Source organism: Microbacterium halophytorum, from assembly GCF_002970975.1.
Lineage (GTDB): Bacteria > Actinomycetota > Actinomycetes > Actinomycetales > Microbacteriaceae > Microbacterium > Microbacterium halophytorum.
Genome location: NZ_KZ672984.1, coordinates 129,895 through 147,270 on the forward strand (window position 1 = coordinate 129,895; position 17,376 = coordinate 147,270).

Annotated in this window: 14 protein-coding genes; 4 read left to right on the forward strand and 10 right to left on the reverse strand. The window is 72.9% G+C overall.

The window, feature by feature from the left end; translation table 11 throughout:
* Window positions 1-81: 81 nt before the first annotated feature.
* From C0010_RS05420 to C0010_RS14900, 10 genes are all read right to left on the reverse strand, one after another.
* Window positions 82-1,389: an aspartate kinase gene (locus C0010_RS05420; protein WP_105566045.1), complete on the reverse strand. Its 1,308-nt coding sequence runs from the start codon at window positions 1,387-1,389 to the stop codon at window positions 82-84.
* Window positions 1,390-1,637: 248 nt separating this feature from the next.
* A complete protein-coding gene (recR, locus tag C0010_RS05425) occupies window positions 1,638-2,231 on the reverse strand; it encodes a recombination mediator RecR (protein WP_105566046.1) in 594 nt (197 codons plus the stop codon).
* A gap of 128 nt (window positions 2,232-2,359) precedes the next feature.
* Window positions 2,360-5,776, reverse strand: coding sequence for a DNA polymerase III subunit gamma and tau (locus C0010_RS15225; RefSeq protein ID WP_232531751.1), 3,417 nt, complete (start codon window positions 5,774-5,776; stop codon window positions 2,360-2,362).
* 167 nt (window positions 5,777-5,943) lie between these two features.
* Window positions 5,944-8,463 (reverse strand): glycoside hydrolase family 65 protein, encoded by a 2,520-nt coding sequence (locus tag C0010_RS05435; protein ID WP_105566047.1) that lies wholly within the window; start codon window positions 8,461-8,463, stop codon window positions 5,944-5,946.
* A gap of 198 nt (window positions 8,464-8,661) precedes the next feature.
* Complete coding sequence (locus C0010_RS05440) at window positions 8,662-9,390, reverse strand: HAD family hydrolase (RefSeq protein ID WP_105566048.1); 729 nt, start codon at window positions 9,388-9,390, stop codon at window positions 8,662-8,664.
* Window positions 9,391-9,569: 179 nt separating this feature from the next.
* Window positions 9,570-10,793 (reverse strand): acetate/propionate family kinase, encoded by a 1,224-nt coding sequence (locus tag C0010_RS05445; protein ID WP_105566049.1) that lies wholly within the window; start codon window positions 10,791-10,793, stop codon window positions 9,570-9,572.
* A gap of 3 nt (window positions 10,794-10,796) precedes the next feature.
* Window positions 10,797-12,896 (reverse strand): phosphate acetyltransferase, encoded by a 2,100-nt coding sequence (gene pta / locus C0010_RS05450; protein WP_105566050.1) that lies wholly within the window; start codon window positions 12,894-12,896, stop codon window positions 10,797-10,799.
* Window positions 12,897-13,246: 350 nt separating this feature from the next.
* The gene (locus C0010_RS05455) at window positions 13,247-14,047 is read right to left on the reverse strand and encodes a siderophore-interacting protein (protein ID WP_105566051.1); all 801 of its coding nucleotides are present in this window, start codon (window positions 14,045-14,047) and stop codon (window positions 13,247-13,249) included.
* A 72-nt stretch (window positions 14,048-14,119) separates the two neighbouring features.
* A complete protein-coding gene (locus tag C0010_RS05460) occupies window positions 14,120-14,431 on the reverse strand; it encodes a TfoX/Sxy family protein (RefSeq protein ID WP_105566052.1) in 312 nt (103 codons plus the stop codon).
* 98 nt (window positions 14,432-14,529) lie between these two features.
* Window positions 14,530-15,138, reverse strand: a complete 609-nt coding sequence (locus C0010_RS14900) for a hypothetical protein (protein WP_158685324.1) — start codon at window positions 15,136-15,138, stop codon at window positions 14,530-14,532.
* 100 nt (window positions 15,139-15,238) lie between these two features.
* Between C0010_RS14900 and C0010_RS05470 the strand changes: the two genes are divergently transcribed.
* The 4 genes from C0010_RS05470 (at window position 15,239) to C0010_RS05485 (ending at window position 17,373) form a co-directional block, all read left to right on the forward strand.
* Entirely contained in the window at window positions 15,239-15,859 is a 621-nt protein-coding gene (locus tag C0010_RS05470; RefSeq protein ID WP_105566053.1) for a TetR/AcrR family transcriptional regulator, read from the forward strand.
* Between the two features lie 191 nt (window positions 15,860-16,050).
* On the forward strand, window positions 16,051-16,476 hold the full coding sequence (locus tag C0010_RS05475) for a helix-turn-helix transcriptional regulator (RefSeq protein WP_105566054.1): 426 nt from the start codon (window positions 16,051-16,053) through the stop codon (window positions 16,474-16,476).
* A gap of 10 nt (window positions 16,477-16,486) precedes the next feature.
* Window positions 16,487-16,903, forward strand: coding sequence for a VOC family protein (locus C0010_RS05480; protein ID WP_105566055.1), 417 nt, complete (start codon window positions 16,487-16,489; stop codon window positions 16,901-16,903).
* A 32-nt stretch (window positions 16,904-16,935) separates the two neighbouring features.
* Entirely contained in the window at window positions 16,936-17,373 is a 438-nt protein-coding gene (locus C0010_RS05485; RefSeq protein ID WP_105566056.1) for an iron chaperone, read from the forward strand.
* The last annotated feature ends 3 nt before the right edge of the window (window positions 17,374-17,376 follow it).

A 17,376-nucleotide genomic window follows, 5' to 3' on the forward strand; every position in this document is an offset into this window, starting at 1 on the left:
TCGCTTGCCCCGCGCGGGGCCCCGTCACGCGCTGGGGGCGCCCGCATCGCGGGGGGCGCCCACTGCGCTTGCGGGTTCGCGTCAGCGGCCGGTTCCCGCGTAGACGGTCGCCTCGATCTCGCTGTCGAGGCCGTACGCCGTGTGCACGGCGCGGGCGGCCTCGTCCAGGTCCTCCGCGGCGACGATGACCGAGATCCGGATCTCGCTGGTCGAGATCATCGCGATGTTGATGCCGGCGGCGCGCAGCGCGTCGAAGAGCACCTGCGAGACGCCCGAGGTCGTGCGCATGCCCGCGCCGACGACCGACAGCTTGCCGATCTGGTCGTCGGAGATCAGGTTCTGGTAGCCGAGCTCGGCCTTGTCCTCTGTGAGGCGGCGGACGACCTCCTTCGCGTCGGGGCGAGGGAGGGTGAACGAGATGTCGGTGCGGCCGGCCGATGCCGACTGCACGTTCTGCACGATCATGTCGATGTTCGCGCCCGTCTTCGCGACGAGGGCGAAGATCTCGGCGGCGGAGCCGGGGACATCCGGAACGCCGATCACGGTGACCTTGGCCTGGCTGCGGTCGGTGGCGACGCCCGCGACGAGCGGCTCCTCGTTGCCGACTTCCTCTTCCGACATCTTCTCTCCTCTGGCTGCGCGGGGGTCCGTCATGCCCTCGCCGAGGACGTAGGTGCCCTCGTTCGACGTGAATGTGGAACGGGCGTGGATGAGCACGCCGTGGCGGCGGGCGTACTCGACCGCCCGGATGTAGAGCACCTTGGCGCCGTTGGCCGCGAGCTCGAGCATCTCCTCGCTCGAGACGCTGAGCAGCTTGCGGGCCTTCGGCACGAGGCGCGGGTCGGCGGTGAAGATGCCGTCGACGTCGCTGTAGATCTCGCAGACGTCGGCGTCGAGCGCCGCGGCGAGCGCGACGGCCGTCGTGTCCGAGCCGCCGCGGCCCAGCGTCGTGATGTCCTTGGTGTCGCGGTTGAAGCCCTGGAAACCGGCGACGATGACGATCGCGCCGTCGTCGAGGGCCTCGCGCAGGCGCACCGGCGTGACGTCGACGATGCGCGCCGATCCGTGATCGGGCGTCGTGATCATGCCGGCCTGGCTGCCGGTGAACGAGCGGGCTTCGAAGCCCATCGCGTGAATGGCCATTGCGAGCAGCGCCATCGAGATGCGCTCGCCGCTCGAGAGCAGCATGTCGAGCTCGCGCGGGGCCGGCAGCGGTGCGACCGCGCCGGCGAGGTCTAGCAGTTCGTCGGTGGTGTCTCCCATCGCGCTGACGGCGACGACGACGTCGTTGCCGGCGCGTCGCGTGTCAACGATGCGCTTCGCGACGCGCTTGATGCTCTCGGCATCTGCGACGGACGAGCCACCGAACTTCTGAACGATCAGGGCCACGTATCTCCTCCGGGGTCCTGAGTACGAAGGTCGTACCCGTGGTTTCATCGTATGGCGGCCCGCGCGATCGGGAAAATCCCGAACGGTTCGGGATGCGCCCGCTCAGGTGCCGCCTGTCGCGGGTCGCCCGGCACGCACCCGCGTCTCGCCGCACCGGAGCGGCGTGCGCGACCGCTCAGGTGCGCCGAGTTGGGGGTCACCGTGACTGACACCCGCATGAACCCGCACGTGAGCGGGTACGGCCCCGCTCAGAGCTTGCGGCGGCCCTCGAAGGCTCGGCCCAGGGTCACCTCGTCGGCGTACTCGAGGTCGCCGCCGACCGGGAGGCCGGAGGCGAGGCGGCTCACCGTGATCTCCATCGAGGTCAGGAGGCGGCTGAGATACGCCGCCGTCGCCTCGCCCTCGAGGTTCGGGTTCGTCGCGAGGATGACCTCCGTGACCGTGCCGTCGGCCAGCCGCTGCATGAGCTGCGGGATGCGCAGGTCATCCGGCCCCACGCCCGCGATCGGGCTGATCGCGCCGCCCAGCACGTGGTAGCGGCCCTTGAACTCGCGCGTGCGCTCGATCACCGAGACGTCCTTCGCGTCCTCGACGACGCAGATCACCTCGGGGTCGCGGCGCGGGTCGCGGCAGATCGAGCAGCGCTCCTCCTCGGAGACGTTGCCGCACACGTCGCAGAAGCGCACCCGCTCGCGCACGTCGCGCAGCAGGTCGCTCAGCCGCGAGACGTCGAAGCTCGGCGTCTGCAGGATATGGAACGCGATGCGCTGGGCCGACTTCGGCCCGACGCCGGGGAGCCGGCCGAGCTCGTCGATCAGCTCCTGGACGATGCCGTCGTACATGGGTGCCTTCTCGTCTGGTGGGGTTCCGTGTTCCGGATGCGCTGTGCGCGTTCCGGATGATGGGTGTCAGCCGCCGGGCCGTGCCGCGGGCGGGGCGACCGCGTCCGGCCCGGTCCGCGGGGCTCGCGTCAGTTGAAGCGGGTCGGTGGGTCGTACGGCTCCTCGTGCAGGAACGTCGCGCCGAGCAGCTGCCGCACGACGGCCTCGCCGCGGCGCTCGACGCCGTCGGGCACGTTCACCTGGCGGCGCTGCACCGTCGGCCGGCTCGGGTCGATCTCTTCTTCCGGCGCCGTGAACTCGGGGCGCGGAGCGGGTTCGGGCTCGGGCTCGGGGCTCGCGGGGGCGAAGCCCGGCGCTGCGGCGGGCGCGGCCGGGGCCGCGGGTGGTGCCGCTGCGGGAGCGGGAGGCGCAGCGGCTGCCGCCCGTGCGGTCGGCTTGGCATGACCGGCGTCGCCCGCGGCGCCGGTCATGCCGGAATCGCTGGCAATGCCCGAATCGCTTCCATTGCTGGCAATGCGTGATTCGCTTGCGCTTCCTGCATTGCTGACAACGCGTGCGTCGCCCGCATCTGCAGGAACGCCGGCGTCGCCGTTCGGCTCGGGCTCGCCGCCGTCGCCCGGGGCCGCGCCGCGTTCGCCGCCACGGGGCCCCGCGGGCGCGGTCACCGACGACGCCGACACGAGCCCGGGGATGTCGCCGAGCGACGGAGCCTTCTCACCGCTGACCGGCTCCACGTCGTCCGGGCCGTTCAGGTTGACGCCCCAATCCGTGGCCGGTTCCGGCTCGGCGATCGGCAGGTCGTCCGGCACGGCTTCGGCGGGCTGCGCCGCGGGCGCGCCCGGAGCTCCCGCGGTCGCCGCGGCCCCGGCAGGCACCGCCGCGGGGCCACCGGCGGCGGGCATCGCCGGCGCGGGGGAAGCGGATCCGGCACCGGCGGACTCGGCGGGCGCGCTGGGGGCGCCGGCGGCCGGATCAAGCGCAGCACCGGGACCCGACGGGCCGCCGGCGGGCGAATCGCCTTCGCCGCCGGGCCCCGACGCCGCGGGGTCGCCCGCGCGGCCGGGGTTCGGGATCGCTGCGACGCTCCACTCCGTCACGGGCGCGGCCGGTGCCGCGGCGCCGGCGTTCGGCGCGGCGGGCGCGTTCGATCCGCCCCGACCGTCGGCGTCGCCGGAGGCCGGAGCCGCGGAACGCGACGAAGCCGCGGCGCTCGCGCGGCCCGCCCGCGGCGCCTGCGCGCTCGACGCGGGGCCGCGATCGCGCTGCGGCGCCCCGGCAGGGGCATACGGATCGTCGTACGGGCCCGGCTCGGGGTCGTCGTCGGGCGGCGGCACGTCATCGCTCGGCGCCTGCGGCGGGTCGACGCGGGCGCGGTACTTGACCTGAACGCCGAGCGCGTCGGCGATCGCCGAGCGCAGGTCGTTCGCGGGCGCGCCCTTGAACGCGCCCATGACCTGCTCGCTCGGGAACGACATCATCACGACGTCGCCCTGCTGCACCTCGGCGGGCCGACCGGCCGCCACGACCTGCGCGCTCTGCGGCGCGCTCGAACGGAGCGCGCCGACGATGCCCCGCCAGGCGCCGCGCAGCGCATCGAGCGTGAGCGGACCGCTCGCCGCATCCGCCGGGGCGGGGGCACCGGCGGACTCTGCGCCGGGCGCTCCTGCGTCGCCGGAACCCGACGCCGACACCGCGCCCGCCGGCGTGCCCGGCGCGGCGGAACCCGAACCGGCCGCGCCCGCGGTCTGTGCGGCGCCCGCCGGCGCCGCGGGCGCCTGTGCGCTCTCGGCGGCCGCATCCGTCGGGGCCCCCGCGGAGGCACCACCCGGTGGGACCGTCGCCCAGCCGGCGGCCGGAACCTCGTCCTTCGTCGGGTCGACGCCCGTCTCGGGCGCACCTCCCCTGGCACCCTGCGCCTGGCCGCCCGCACCGGGTGCGTGCGCGGCGCCGGCCGAGCTCGCCCGCTCGCCGGCCGGGAGCACTGGCGCCGCCGCGGGGGCGGCCGACGGCGCATCGGCGGGCCCCGCGGGAGCGGCCGCCGATGCGGCGATGGGGCCCACCTCACTGGCCGCCGGAGACGCGTCGGTCACTGTCGGGGCCGCGGGCGCGGTCACGGGGCTCGCCGGATCGGCGGCCGGTCGAACCGGAGCCGCGCCGGGCGCGGCAGCGGGAGCGTCGGCCGGCGCGGTCGAACCACCCCTCGGTGCGGTGGGCGCGGCGGGAGCACCCGTCGGTGCAGTGGGAGCCGCGGCAGGCGCGGCGGGAGCGCCCGTCGGCGCGGCCGCGGGGGGCGCCGTCACGGGCGCCGCCGTGGGGGCCGCCGTCGCGGGCACATCCGCAGGAGCGGCAGCCCCGGCGGGGGCGGCCGCCGCGACGGGAGCCGCCGCCGGAGCCGCCGGGCTCGCGGAAGCCGCGGTCGAGGGCGCCGCCGCGCCGCCCGCTCCCCCGCCCGGCGCTGGCTCGGACGGTGCGCCGGCGGGCTCGGTGCTCGCGCTCAGCGCCGTGAGCACGCGGGCGATCATCAGCTCGAGCTGCAGGCGCGGCGAGGTCGCACCGCCCATCTCGTCGAGGGCGGCGCTGACGATGTCGGCCGAACGGGAGAGGCGCTCCGCGCCGAAGTCGCGCGCCTGCGCCGCCATCCGCTCGAGCTCGTCGGCCGGCGTGCCCCGCAGCACGGCGGCCGCGCCCGCGCCGGTCGCCGCGATGATGATGAGGTCGCGGATGCGCTCGAGCAGGTCGTCGACGAAGCGCCGCGGATCCTGCCCCGTCTGGATCACGCGGTCGACCGCCGAGAACGCCGCGCCCGCGTCGCCCGACGCGAACGCCTCGACGACGCCGTCGAGCAGCTCGCCGTGCGTGTAGCCGAGCAGGGCGACGGCTCGCTCGTAGCCGACGCCGCCGGCCTCGGAGCCGGCGATCATCTGGTCGAGGATCGACAGGGTGTCGCGCGGCGAACCGCCGCCGGCGCGCACGACGAGCGGCAGCACGCCCGGCTCGACCGCGATGCCCTCCTGCGCGCACAGGCTCTCGACGTACTCGAGCATGGGCGCGGGCGGCACGAGGCGGAAGGGGTAGTGGTGCGTGCGCGACCGGATGGTGCCGATCACCTTCTCGGGCTCGGTGGTCGCGAAGATGAACTTCACGTGCTCCGGCGGCTCCTCGACGAGCTTCAGGAGGGCGTTGAAGCCCTGCGACGTCACCATGTGCGCCTCGTCGAGGATGAAGATCTTGTACCGGTCGCGGGCCGGCGCGAACACCGCACGCTCGCGCAGCGCGCGGGCGTCGTCGACGCCGTTGTGGCTCGCGGCGTCGATCTCGATCACGTCGAGCGAGCCGCCGCCGGCGCGCGAAAGCTCGACGCAGCTCTCGCACACGCCGCACGGGGTGTCAGTCGGACCCTGCGCGCAATTCAGACAGCGCGCGAGGATGCGCGCCGACGTGGTCTTGCCGCAGCCGCGCGGGCCCGAGAAGAGGTAGGCGTGGCCGATGCGGTCGCCGCGCAGCGCCGTCATCAGCGGATCGGTCACCTGGGACTGACCGATCATCTCCCCGAACGTCTCGGGGCGGTAGCGGCGATACAGGGCGGTTGTCACCCACCCAGCCTAAGCCGTCCCACCGACATCAGCCGCGGCCCCGATCCGGCCGGTTCCGCCCGGCGCCGGTTGCGGTTCCGCGGCGCCGGAACAGCGCCCGCAACGGCGGGATCCGCCGGCTATGCGCCCGAGCGGCCCACCACAGGGATCGTCGCCGTCACCGGCGGCACCTCTCCGTTGCGGCGGGCGGGGATCGTCGGCTCCATCGCGGTGCCGTCCTCGCGGTGCAGCGCGGCGATCCTGTCCATCGTCGGCCGGCCCTGCCGCACGGGCCCCTGGCCGTCGAGCGGCACGGACACCGGCGCATCCGGGCCGACCGTCAGCGCCGTTCCGCGCACCGTCAGCTCGACGGGGTCGCCCTCCTCGAGCACGGCCGAGAACGCCTCGCGGGTGATCGTGACCCGGATGCGCGAACCCCACCACGTCAGCGGGAACGTCAGCTCGGGCCACTCCTCCGGCAGGCGCGGGTCGAACGACAGCTCCCCGCCGTGATCGCGCATGCCGCCGAAGCCGCTCACGAGCGCCGTCCAGACGCCGCCCGCCGACGCCACGTGCACGCCGTCGGACGCGTTGCGGTGCAGGTCGGCGAGGTCGACGAACAGCGCGTGCTCGAAGTACTCCCGAGCGAGGTCCTGGTAGCCCACCTCGGCCGCGAGGATGGCCTGCACGACCGCCGACAGGGTCGAATCGCCCGTCGTCAGCGGGTCGTAGTAGTCGAAGTCGGCGAGCTTCTCCTCCGCCGTGAAGTGGTTGCCCTGCAGGAACAGCGCAAGCACGACGTCGGCCTGCTTGAGCACCTGGAACCGGTAGATCACGAGCGGGTGGAAGTGCAGCAGCAGCGGGCGCTGTTCGGGCGGGGTGTGCTCGAGGTCCCACACCTCGCGGTCGAGGAAGAGCGAATCCTGCGGGTGGATGCCGAAGCGCTCGTCGAACGGGATCGCGAGGGCGTCGGCCGCCCGCTGCCACGCCTCCGGCTCGGCGGGGTCGAGGCCGACGCGCTGCACCAGGCCGCGGTAGGCCTCGGGCACGAGCGTCGCCATCTCGCGCACGACCCTGGCGGCCGCGCGGAGGTTGAAACGAGCCATCACGTTCGTGAACAGGTTGTCGTTGACGACCGTCGTGTACTCATCCGGGCCCGTGACGCCGTGGATGTGGAAGGTCTCGGCGCCGTCGAGAACACGCCAGAACCCGAGCGTCGCCCAGAGGCGCGCTGTCTCGACCAGCACGTCGCCCGCCTCGCGGGCCAGGAAGTCGGTGTCGCCCGTCGCCCTCACGTACTTCGCGATCGCGAAACTGATGTCGGCGTTGATGTGGTACTGCGCCGTGCCGGCCGCGTAGTAGGCGGACGCCTCCTCGCCGCTGATCGTGCGCCACGGGAACAGGGCGCCCGCCTCGTTCAGCTCGCGGGCCCGCTTGCGGCCCGAGTCGAGCATCTTCGTGCGCATCCGGAGCGCGTTGCGCGACCACAGCGGCGTCGTGTACGTCAGGAACGGGAGCACGTAGATCTCGGTGTCCCAGAAGTAGTGGCCGCTGTAGCCCGAACCGGTGAGGCCCTTGGCAGGCACGCCGAGGCCATCGGCGCGCGCGGATGCCTGTGCCATCTGGAACAGGCACCAACGGGTCGCCTGCTGCAGGCCGTCCTGGCCGGCGATTCGCACATCCGAGCGCTCCCAGAACCGGTCCATGAATGCCCGCTGCGCCGCGAAGTTCGCGTCGGCCCCCACCGCCATCGCCCTATCGACGGTGCGGCGGCCCCTGTCGACGAGCTCCCGCGTCGGCACGCCGCGCGACGTGTGATAGGCCGTGAACTTCGTCACCGTGATGGGCACGCCGGCCTTCGCCTGCACGCGGTGCACGCACTTCGCGATGTCGGCCTCGACGAGGCCGCGCCGCTCGTACTCGTTGTCGGTATCGATCTCGTGATCGGTGACGACGCCGATCGTCATGTCGGAGTTCGTCACCCGATACGACAGCGCAGAGCGCGCGTCGTCGAGCCAGTACTCCTGCGGCTGCAGCACGCGATCGCTGAACCCCTCGGCCTTGCGCGGGTCGAACTCGGGCGCGCCCGCCGTCGGCACGGGCGCCCTGCCGCCGTACACGCCCTCGCCGTCCTGCCGGTTCACGACCTGGCTCGAGATGGTCACGGGCGCGTCGGCGTTCAGCACCGTCACCGTCATGCGCTGCTGCACGAGGTGCTTCTCCTCGAACGAGACCATCCGCTCGGTCTCGAGCAGCACGTCCTTGCCGGACGGCGTCATCCACCGGATCCGCCGGCGGTACAGCCCGTCGCGGAAGTCGATGCTCCGCTCGTACTCGCGCACGTCGGCGATGTCGAGCGCGATCGGCTCGTCGTCGACATAGACCCGGATGACCTTGGCATCCGGCACGTTCACGATCGTCTGGCCCGTCTCGGCGAAACCGTACGCCTGCTCGGCGTGCCGGATGGGCCACGTCTCGTGGAAGCCGTTGATGAACGTGCCGTGCTCGGAGCCGTGCCGGCCCTCCGGATGGTTCCCCCTGAGGCCGACGTAGCCATTGCCGACCGAGAAGACGGTCTCGGTGAGGCCGGCGTCATCGGGCGAGAAGCGCGTCTCGACGAGACGCCACGGGTCGACGGGGAAGCGGTCGCGGTCGATCATCGGGCTCTCCTGCGATTCGATTGCGGGCTGGTTCGAAGGCTAGTGCACGCGGTGCCGGATGTCGTGAGTCCCGGCGCCGGGGCGGGCGTCGGCGCCGGGGGCGCGGGTCCGCGTGCCGAGGTGCGTGCGCCGGGGCGGGACGCAGGCCCGAGCCGCGAGCGATCGCCTGCGGATCGCCGTCGAGCCAGGCGACAGCCGTCATCCCACAGCGACGAATTCGGCGAGATCGGCGACGACGACGTCGGCTCCCGCCGCCGTCAGCGCCTCACGACCGGCGCCGCGGTCGACGCCGACGACGAGGCCGAAGCCACCGCCCGCCGCCGATTCGACGCCGGAGAGCGCGTCCTCCACGGCCGCGGAGCGCGCCGGCTCGACGCCCAGCATCCGCGCCGCCTCCACGAAGACGTCGGGCGCTGGTTTCGACGGCAGCTCGTCGCGCTCGGCGACGACACCGTCCATCACGACGGCGAAGCGGCCCCGGATGCCGGCGGCCGCGAGCACGGACTCCGCGTTCTTCGAGCTCGACACGACCGCAGACGGCACCCCCGCGGCGTCGAGCGCATCGATGACCGCGATCGTGCCGGGGTACGGGGCGATGCCCTCCTCCGCGAGGATGCGCTCGAAGACCGCGTTCTTGCGGTTGCCGATGCCGCAGATCGTCTCCGCGTCCGGCCCATCGTCCGGTTCGCCCCACGGCAGCTCCACGCCGCGGCTGGCCAGGAGCGCCGCGACGCCGTCGTAGCGCTTCTTCCCGTCGAGGTGCGCGAAGTAGTCGCCCTCCGCGTAGGGCGGCTCGATGGCGCGCTGCGCGAAGACCTCCTCGAACATCGCGCGCCACGCATGGCGGTGCACCTCGGCGGTCGGGGTGATCACGCCGTCGAGGTCGAACAGCACGGCGTCGAAGCGGGTGAGGTCGGGAAGGGTCACGCCCCCAACGCTAGGGCACGCCGAGGCCGCCCAAGGTCGGCGTAACGGAACGTTCACACGCGCCCTGCGCACCGGCCGGCACCCATCGCTATCTCAGTTGTTGCGAGGGAACGCGCGATTCCACCGCAAGAAATGAGATAGCGATCCGGGCGACCCCCAGCGGATGCCCGGGCGGCGCCTCACGCGTCGAGGACCGCGAGCGTCTGCGTCGCGATCTCGAGCTCCTCGTCCGTCGGCACGATCAGCACCGCAGCCGTCGACTCGGGCGCCGAGATCACGCCTGCCGCGCCCGCGCGGTTCGCGCCGTCGTCCATCCGGATCCCCAGGAAGCCCAGTGCCGCGACCACGCGCTCGCGCACGAGCGGGGTGTTCTCGCCGACGCCCGCCGTGAACGAGATCGCGTCGATGCCGCCCATCTGCGCGATGTACGCACCCGCGTAGGCGACGAGGCGATGCACGTACACGTCGAGCGCCAGCTCGGCTCGCTCGTCGCCGGCCTCGACGCCCGCGATGACGTCGCGCATGTCCTGTGCGCCCGCCAGGCCGAGCATGCCGCTGCGCTTGTTCAGCAGGTCGTCGATCTCGTCGATCGACCGGCCGCGGCGGGCGAGGTGGAGCACGACGGCCGGGTCGATGTCGCCGGTGCGCGTGCCCATCACGAGACCCTCGAGCGGCGTGAAGCCCATCGACGTCTCGACCGAGCGCCCGCCCGCCACGGCCGTTGCGCTCGCGCCGTTGCCCAGGTGGAAGACGAGCTGCCGGATGTCGCCGAGCGGCCGACCGAGCAGGCGCGCGGCCCGCTCGGAGACATACTTGTGGCTCGTGCCGTGGAAGCCGTAGCGCCGGATGCCCTCCTCGCGCTGGGCGTCGGCGTCGATCGCGTACGTGTACGCGGCCGGCGCGAGCGTCTGGTGGAACGCCGTGTCGAAGACCGCCACGTGCGGCACGTCGTCGAAGGCCGCGCGCGCCGCCCGGATACCCTGCAGTGCGCCGGGATTGTGCAGGGGCGCGAGCACCGCCAGTTCGTCGATCGCGCGCTCGACGGCGTCGTCGACGAGCGTCGCGTCGACGAAGCGGTCGCCGCCGTGCACGACGCGGTGCCCGACCGCAACGGGCGGGTTCTCGGCCAGCGACGGGCCGTGCGCCGCGAACGCCTCGAGCATCATCCGGAAGCCCGCCGTGTGATCCGGGATCGCCCCCTCGCGCTCGTGGGTCATGCGCGCGGCCGCGACGGTCGGCCCGTCGGCCCGCACCCAGACCTCGTGCTTCGCGCGGCCGCGCGCATCGCCGATGCGCTCGACGAGCCCGACGGCGAGCACGCGGCCGCTCTCGCCGATCGTCGGGTCGATCAGCCGGTACTTGAACGACGAGGAGCCGCTGTTCACGACGAGGGCGACGCCCATGGCTCAGGCCCCCTGGATCGCCGTGAGGGCGACGGTGTTCACGATGTCCTGCACCGTCGCGCCGCGCGAGAGGTCGTTGACCGGCTTGTTCAGGCCCTGCAGGACGGGGCCGATCGCGACGGCGCCCGCCGAGCGCTGCACCGCCTTGTACGTGTTGTTGCCCGTGTTCAGGTCGGGGAAGACGAACACGGTCGCGCGGCCCGCGACGTCCGACTCCGGCAGTTTCGCGCGGGCCACGGCCGCGTCGGCCGCGGCGTCGTACTGGATCGGACCCTCGATCGGCAGCTCCGGCGCCCGCTCGCGCGCGAGCGCCGTCGCCTCGCGCACCTTGTCGACGTCGGCACCTGACCCGGACGCCCCCGTCGAGTACGACAGCATCGCCACGCGCGGCTCGACGCCGAACTGGCGCGCCGTGGCCGCCGACGACACCGCGATGTCGGCGAGCTCGGCGCTCGTCGGGTCGGGGATCACGGCGCAGTCGCCGTAGACGAGCACGCGGTCGGCGAGCGCCATCAGGAAGACGCTCGAGACGACCTCGACGCCCGGCGCCGTCCGGATGATCTCGAACGATGGCCGGATCGTGTGCGCCGTCGTGTGCGCGGCGCCCGAGACCATGCCGTCGGCGAGGCCCGTGTGCACCATCATCGTGCCGAAGTAGCTGACGTCGGTGACGGTGTCCGCCGCGCGCTCGTACGTCATGCCCTTGTGGGCGCGCAGCCGGGCGTACTCCTCGGCGAAACGCGCGACGTGCACCGGGTCGAAGGGGCTGAGCACGTTCGCCGCCGCGATGTCGAGGCCGAGCTCGAGCGCCCTGGCGCGCACCTCGATCGGTTCGCCCAGGATCGTCAGCTCCGCCACGCCCCGCTCGAGCAGGATCGCGGCGGCGCGGAGGATGCGGTCGTCACCGCCCTCCGGCAGCACGATGTGCCTTCCCGCGGCGCGGGCGCGGGCCAGCAGGTCGTACTCGAACATCAGGGGCGTGACGACGTCGGTGCGGGCGACGTCGAGCACGCGCGTCAGCTCCGCGACGTCGACGCTGCGCTCGAACAGGCTGAGCGCGCGGCTGTAGCGCTGCGTCGAGGCCGCGGCGAAGCGGCCGCGGGCGTGCATCACGCGCATCGCCGTCGGGTACGTGTCGCCGTGCGTCCGGATGATCGGCAGCGCCGTGTCGAGCCCGTCGATCAGGCGCTGAACCGGCTCCGGCACCTCGAACGGCCCGTTCATGACGATGCCCGCGAGCGACGGGAACGTTGCGGAGCCGTGCGCCATGACGGTCGACAGCAGCGCGTCGGTCCGGTCGGCCGCGATGATGACGACGGCGCCGTCCGCCAGGCGCGGCAGCACGTTCACCATCGACATCCCGGCGACCACGACGCTGAGCGCCTCGCGGCCGAGCAGCTCCTCGTCGCCGCCGACGAGCTCGCCGTCGACCGCGCGGAGGACGTCGCCCATCGTCGGTGCGACGAGGATCGGGTCCTCGGGCAGCGCCCAGGCCGGGGCGCCGCCCGTGTGCGCCGCCACCTCGCGGATCGTCTCGTCGATCCGGTCGGCGTCGGCGCGGTTCACGACCGCGGCGACCAGCTCGGCGCGGGCGTTCTCGAGCTCGGCGACCGCGAGGGAGGCGACCTGGCCGAGCTGCTCGGGCGCCCGCGGTTCCGGCGAGCCGAGCGACTCCTGCGCGCCCGAGCCGCTTCGCCCGTTCAGCACGAGAAGGACGGGCGCGCCGAGGTTCGCGGCGATGCGCGCGTTGTAGGCGAGCTCGGCGGGGCTGCCGACGTCGGTGTAGTCGCTGCCGAGGATCACGACGGCGTCGCACTTCTCCTCGACCTGGCGGAACCGGCTCACGATCGTCGCGAGCGCCGCATCCGGGTCCGCATGCACCGCGTCGTAGCCGACACCGACGCACTCGTCGTAGTCGAGGCCGGCCGCCGAGTGCTCGAGCAGCATCGACAGCACGTAGTCGCGCTCGGAGGTCGTGCGCGCGATCGGTCGGAACACGCCGACCCTCGCGGTCACACGGCTGAGCGAGTCGAGCACTCCGAGCGCCACCGTCGACTTGCCCGAGTGCCCCTCCGCCGAGGTGATGCAGATGCTCCTGGCCATGTTCCCCAGCCTATGGTCACGGGCGGCGGAGCACGCAGTGTTATCGCACCGCATCCGGATGGATGCCTGCCGCGCACCCAGGAGGACGAACCACAACTTCGAGGAGGAATCCTCGGAACTCGTCCTCGATGTTGCCGAATCTCCTCGATTCTGCGGTGGCCCCGGCTTGTCGTGTCGCGCAAGCAGCCCGAAGACTCGCCATGCCGTGCGGATGCGCATCCGGATGTCCGCCGCGCACCCAGGAGGACGAACCACAACATCGAGGAGGAATCCTCGGAACTCGTCCTCGATCCGGCTGAATCTCCTCGAATCCGCGGTGGCCCCGGCTGGGCGCGCCGGGGCCGCCGGGGTCAGCTCGGCGAGGCCTGGCCGATGCGCCAGTAGCCCGAGAACGTGACCCGGCGCTTGTCGATGCCGCGCTCCTTGACGAGGTGTCGGCGGGCGCCCGCGGCGAGCGCCTGCTCCCCGACGCAGAAGGCATAGGGCTCGCCGCCGGGGAAGTCGAGCCCGCGCAGCAGCGGCAGCGCCGCGGCGCCCGGCGCCTCGCCCGCGCCCCGCTCGAGCCAGTGCACCGCGACGCCGTCAGGGGCGTCGACCACCTGGCGGTCGCGGGCGTCGAAGAGTTCGATGATCGCGTGGCCGACCGCGTCGCGCGGCATGTCGCGCAGCACGCCGGCCGCCGCGGGCAGCGCGCTCTCGTCGGCGACGATGAGCGACCAGTCGGCGGCGACGGGCTTCCACCCGCAGCCCTGATCGATGAACGCGACGCGCTCGCCCGGCTCGACCGATGCGGCCCACGGCCCCGCGACCCCGTCATCGCCGTGCGAGACGAAGTCGACGTCGAGCTCGCGCTCCGCCGGTCGGAAGGCGCGGACGGTGTAGTTCCGGATGACGGGGCGCGTTCCCTTCGGCAGCGTGAGGTACTTCACGTAGCCCCCGATGCCGAACTTCGACGGCATCCGGTCGAGCCCTCCCTCGCCGCGCACGGGGAGCGCAAGGCGGAACCACTGGTCGAAGCCGCGGTGCTCGTATCGATCGAGGTCGGCACCGCCGAGGGTGACGCGGACCATGTTCGGGGTCACCCGCTCGCGGCGCACGACCTCCGCGCGCACGAGCCCCGACTCCGCGTGCGTGACGGTGATGTTGCTCATCCGGCTCCTCTCGCCGAGACGAGGTTAGCCTGGCCTAACCACAAACCGCAATCGATGGGGCGCTGCGCCGGCTCAGCGCGACGCGGCCCGCTCGACGGCGTCGGCCAGCCAGTCCGCGAGCGTTTCGTCATCCGGATCGGTCAGAGCCGCGAACGGCACGTCGACGCCGCTGCGCAGCTGCAGCCGGTGCGCACCGCGCTGCAGCGCGACGTCGAGCGCCTCTCCGCCTCCGACGGGGAAGAACACCTCGGCGTCGGTGACGCCCGCCGCCATGTGCCCGTTCACCATGAAGGCGAGCGAGCCCATCATCTTCTTCTCGTCGACGTCCGCCATCGTCCGGATCACGGCACGCACCCTGTCAGCCAGCTCTGCGTCGTAGGCCATGCGCACAGAATACGGCGCCGCGCCCGGAGGCGCACCGCCGCACAAGGGGGCACCCTGCGCGGCCCGGCTCTGGGGTCGTCGGGCCGCGCAGGGTGGGATCAGAGGACCTCGGTGAACGTGCCGTCGGCCTCGAAGCGGACGTTGGCCGACTCGCGGTCGCTCCGGACGCCCGTCTGCATGAACAGGTCGGTCGAGGTGGGGAGCATCCGCTTCATGACGATGCCGTCGACCTCGCCGTCTTCGATCCCGCTGAGCTCGACCGACTCGGCGAGCGCCGAGGCGACCGCCTCCGTCGAGATGTCGTCCGTCGAGAACAGGTTCTGCTCGAGCGCCTCGGCGTCGCCGCCGTAGTCGACCGGCGTCGGCTGCGACGCGACCTCGCCGTCGCGGTACTCCCACGCGTTCAGCTCGTCAGTGGCCTCGGGGTCGACGGCGTAGATGATGACGGAGCTCAGCGTCACCTGGAAGTCGGTGATGTCGGCGGGGTCGGCGCCGACCTCCTCGACGAGCGCCGACAGCGCCGTGTCGAAGTCCTCGGCCGTCGCGGTGGTCACGTCGAAGGCCGGGGCCTCCTGCGTCTCCTGCTCGGCCTGTTCGGTCTGCGTCTGCTCCGACTCGTCCGTCGCGTCGGACTCGGTGCCCGCCCCGCAGCCGGTGAGCAGCAGCGCCGCGGCGGCCAGTGCGATGGGTGCGGCGTATGCGCGCATGTGTTCTCCTCGGTCGTCTCACCCGCTCCCTCGCGGCGGGTCATGGCTCCACATTATCGCAACATCCAGTTGCTTTTATGGGCGGGGCATACTGGGGGCCATGACCGAGAAGCCCCGCGGCTCCGCACCCGCCCGCCGCCCGGGCGGCCGCAGCGCCCGCGTGCGGGAGGCCGTCCTGACGGCGGCGCTCGACGAGCTGTCGTCCGTCGGGTACACGGCGCTCTCGGTGGCGGGCGTCGCGGAGCGGGCGGGTGTGAACAAGACATCTCTTTACCGCCGCTGGGGAGACAAGGAGTCGCTGCTCTCCGACGCGCTCGCCGCCGTCGTCGTCGACCCCGTCGAGCCGCGTGACACCGGGAGCCTGGAGGGCGACCTGCGGTCGTATGCGCGCGGCATCGTGGCGCGGCTGACGGCGGGCCGCATGGGCACGGCCATCGCCGCCCTCCTCACTCCCGAGGCGCTCGCGCTGCCCGCGGTCGCGAACGCGCGCGACGCGATCTTCGCGACCCGCCGACCGCTCTCCGCCGAGATCATCCGCCGCGCGGTCGCGCGAGGCGACGTTCCCGAAGACACGGACGCCGATCTCACGATCGACCACCTCGTTGCTCCGATCTACTTCCGCCTGCTGCTGTCCGGCGACCCCGTCGACGAAGCGTGCGCCGACACCGCTGCACGCGCCGCCGCATCCGCCGCCCGCGCGGGTGCCTTCGCGCCGCAGTGAGTCGCCGCGCCGGCCCCGGAGCCGGGGCGGGCACGGGCAGGCCGAGCCCCGCGGCGCTGCGCCCGGCGCGGCGGACACGGCCCCGCGCATCGGGCATCCGGATGCGGCGTTCTGCCTTACGCTCGATGCCATGATGCGATCGCCGAGGCTCCCGGCCCCTCCCGCTGCCCCCGGCACCTGAGCGGCCGGCGATGGCAGCCTTCGACCCCGACTTCGTCGCGATGCGGCGCGTGCGCGACCGGATCGACCGCGACTACGCTCAGCCGCTCGACGTCGAGCAGCTCGCGCTCGGGGCGCACATGTCGGCGGGGCATCTCAGCCGCGAGTTCAAGAGGGCGTACGGCGAATCGCCGTATTCGTACCTGATGACGCGCCGCGTCGAACGGGCGATGGCCCTCCTGCGGCGCGGCGACCTCAGCGTCACAGACGTCTGCTTCGCGGTCGGGAGCTCGTCGCTGGGCACCTTCAGCACCCGGTTCCGCGAGCTCGTCGGCATGAGCCCGAGCGAGTTCCGCGCGCGGGCCGATGCCGACCCCGCGCACCTGCCGACGTGCGTCGTCAAGCACGCCGCGAAACCGGTCAGGAATCGAGAAGCGCCCCCGCTCCTGCCGGAATAGCGTGTGAGACATGGACACGCAGATCACGATTCACACGGCACCGCTCCCCCACGTCGACCCGGACGCGTCGCTCGCCTTCTGGCGCGACGCCCTCGGCTTCGAGGTGCGCAGCGATGTCGGTCAGGGCGCCATGCGCTGGATCACCGTCGGCCCCGCCGGCAAGCCCGACACCGTCATCCTGCTCGCACCTCCCGCTGTCGACCCCGGCGTCACGGACGCCGAGCGCTCGACGATCACCGACATGATGGCGAAGGGCACCTACGGCTGGGTGATGCTCGCGAGCACCGACGTCGACGCCGACTTCGCACGCATCCAGGCGCACGGCTCGGCCGAGGTCATCCAGGAGCCGACCGACCAGCCGTACGGGGTGCGCGACTGCGCATTCCGCGACCCGGCGGGCAACACCGTCCGCCTGCGCCAGGCCTGAGCACACGACGACACACGAGAAGGAGAACCCGGATGAGCGAGACGAAGAGCGGTTTCAGCGACGACGAGCGCGCCGCGATGAAGCAGCGCGCGGACGAGATCCGCGCGACCAAGGGCCTCAAGGGCGCCGCGAAACTGGCCCGCGAGCTGGAGGCGTGCGTCAAGGCGGTCGACGCGCTCGACGGCGTCGACCAGGCCGTCGCCGCCCGCCTGCACGCGATCGTCCTGGAGGAGGCGCCCGACCTGGACCCCAAGACGTTCTACGGCTTCCCCGCTTACGCCCGCGACGGCAAGGTGCTGGTGTTCTACCAGCCGGCATCGAAGTTCAAGACGCGCTACGGCACCGTGAACTTCGACGACATCGCGAACCTCGACGACGGGGAGATGTGGCCCGTCTCGTTTGCGGTGATCGACATGACGGACGAGGCGGAGCAGCGCATCCGCGAACTGGTGCGCCGGGCGACGGCATAGGCC

Bases quoted from the DNA above. Each gene is read 5' to 3' on its own strand.
- pta (WP_105566050.1), bottom strand. From the start codon at position 12,896: ATGGCCAGGAGCATCTGCATCACCTCGGCGGAGGGGCACTCGGGCAAG.
- C0010_RS05470 (WP_105566053.1), top strand. From the start codon at position 15,239: ATGACCGAGAAGCCCCGCGGCTCCGCACCCGCCCGCCGCCCGGGCGGC.
- C0010_RS05435 (WP_105566047.1), bottom strand. From the start codon at position 8,463: ATGATCGACCGCGACCGCTTCCCCGTCGACCCGTGGCGTCTCGTCGAG.
- C0010_RS05445 (WP_105566049.1), bottom strand. From the start codon at position 10,793: ATGGGCGTCGCCCTCGTCGTGAACAGCGGCTCCTCGTCGTTCAAGTAC.
- recR (WP_105566046.1), bottom strand. From the start codon at position 2,231: ATGTACGACGGCATCGTCCAGGAGCTGATCGACGAGCTCGGCCGGCTC.
- C0010_RS05485 (WP_105566056.1), top strand. From the start codon at position 16,936: ATGAGCGAGACGAAGAGCGGTTTCAGCGACGACGAGCGCGCCGCGATG.
- C0010_RS05480 (WP_105566055.1), top strand. From the start codon at position 16,487: ATGGACACGCAGATCACGATTCACACGGCACCGCTCCCCCACGTCGAC.
- C0010_RS05475 (WP_105566054.1), top strand. From the start codon at position 16,051: ATGGCAGCCTTCGACCCCGACTTCGTCGCGATGCGGCGCGTGCGCGAC.
- C0010_RS15225 (WP_232531751.1), bottom strand. From the start codon at position 5,776: ATGATCGGTCAGTCCCAGGTGACCGATCCGCTGATGACGGCGCTGCGC.
- C0010_RS14900 (WP_158685324.1), bottom strand. From the start codon at position 15,138: ATGCGCGCATACGCCGCACCCATCGCACTGGCCGCCGCGGCGCTGCTG.
- C0010_RS05460 (WP_105566052.1), bottom strand. From the start codon at position 14,431: ATGGCCTACGACGCAGAGCTGGCTGACAGGGTGCGTGCCGTGATCCGG.
- C0010_RS05455 (WP_105566051.1), bottom strand. From the start codon at position 14,047: ATGAGCAACATCACCGTCACGCACGCGGAGTCGGGGCTCGTGCGCGCG.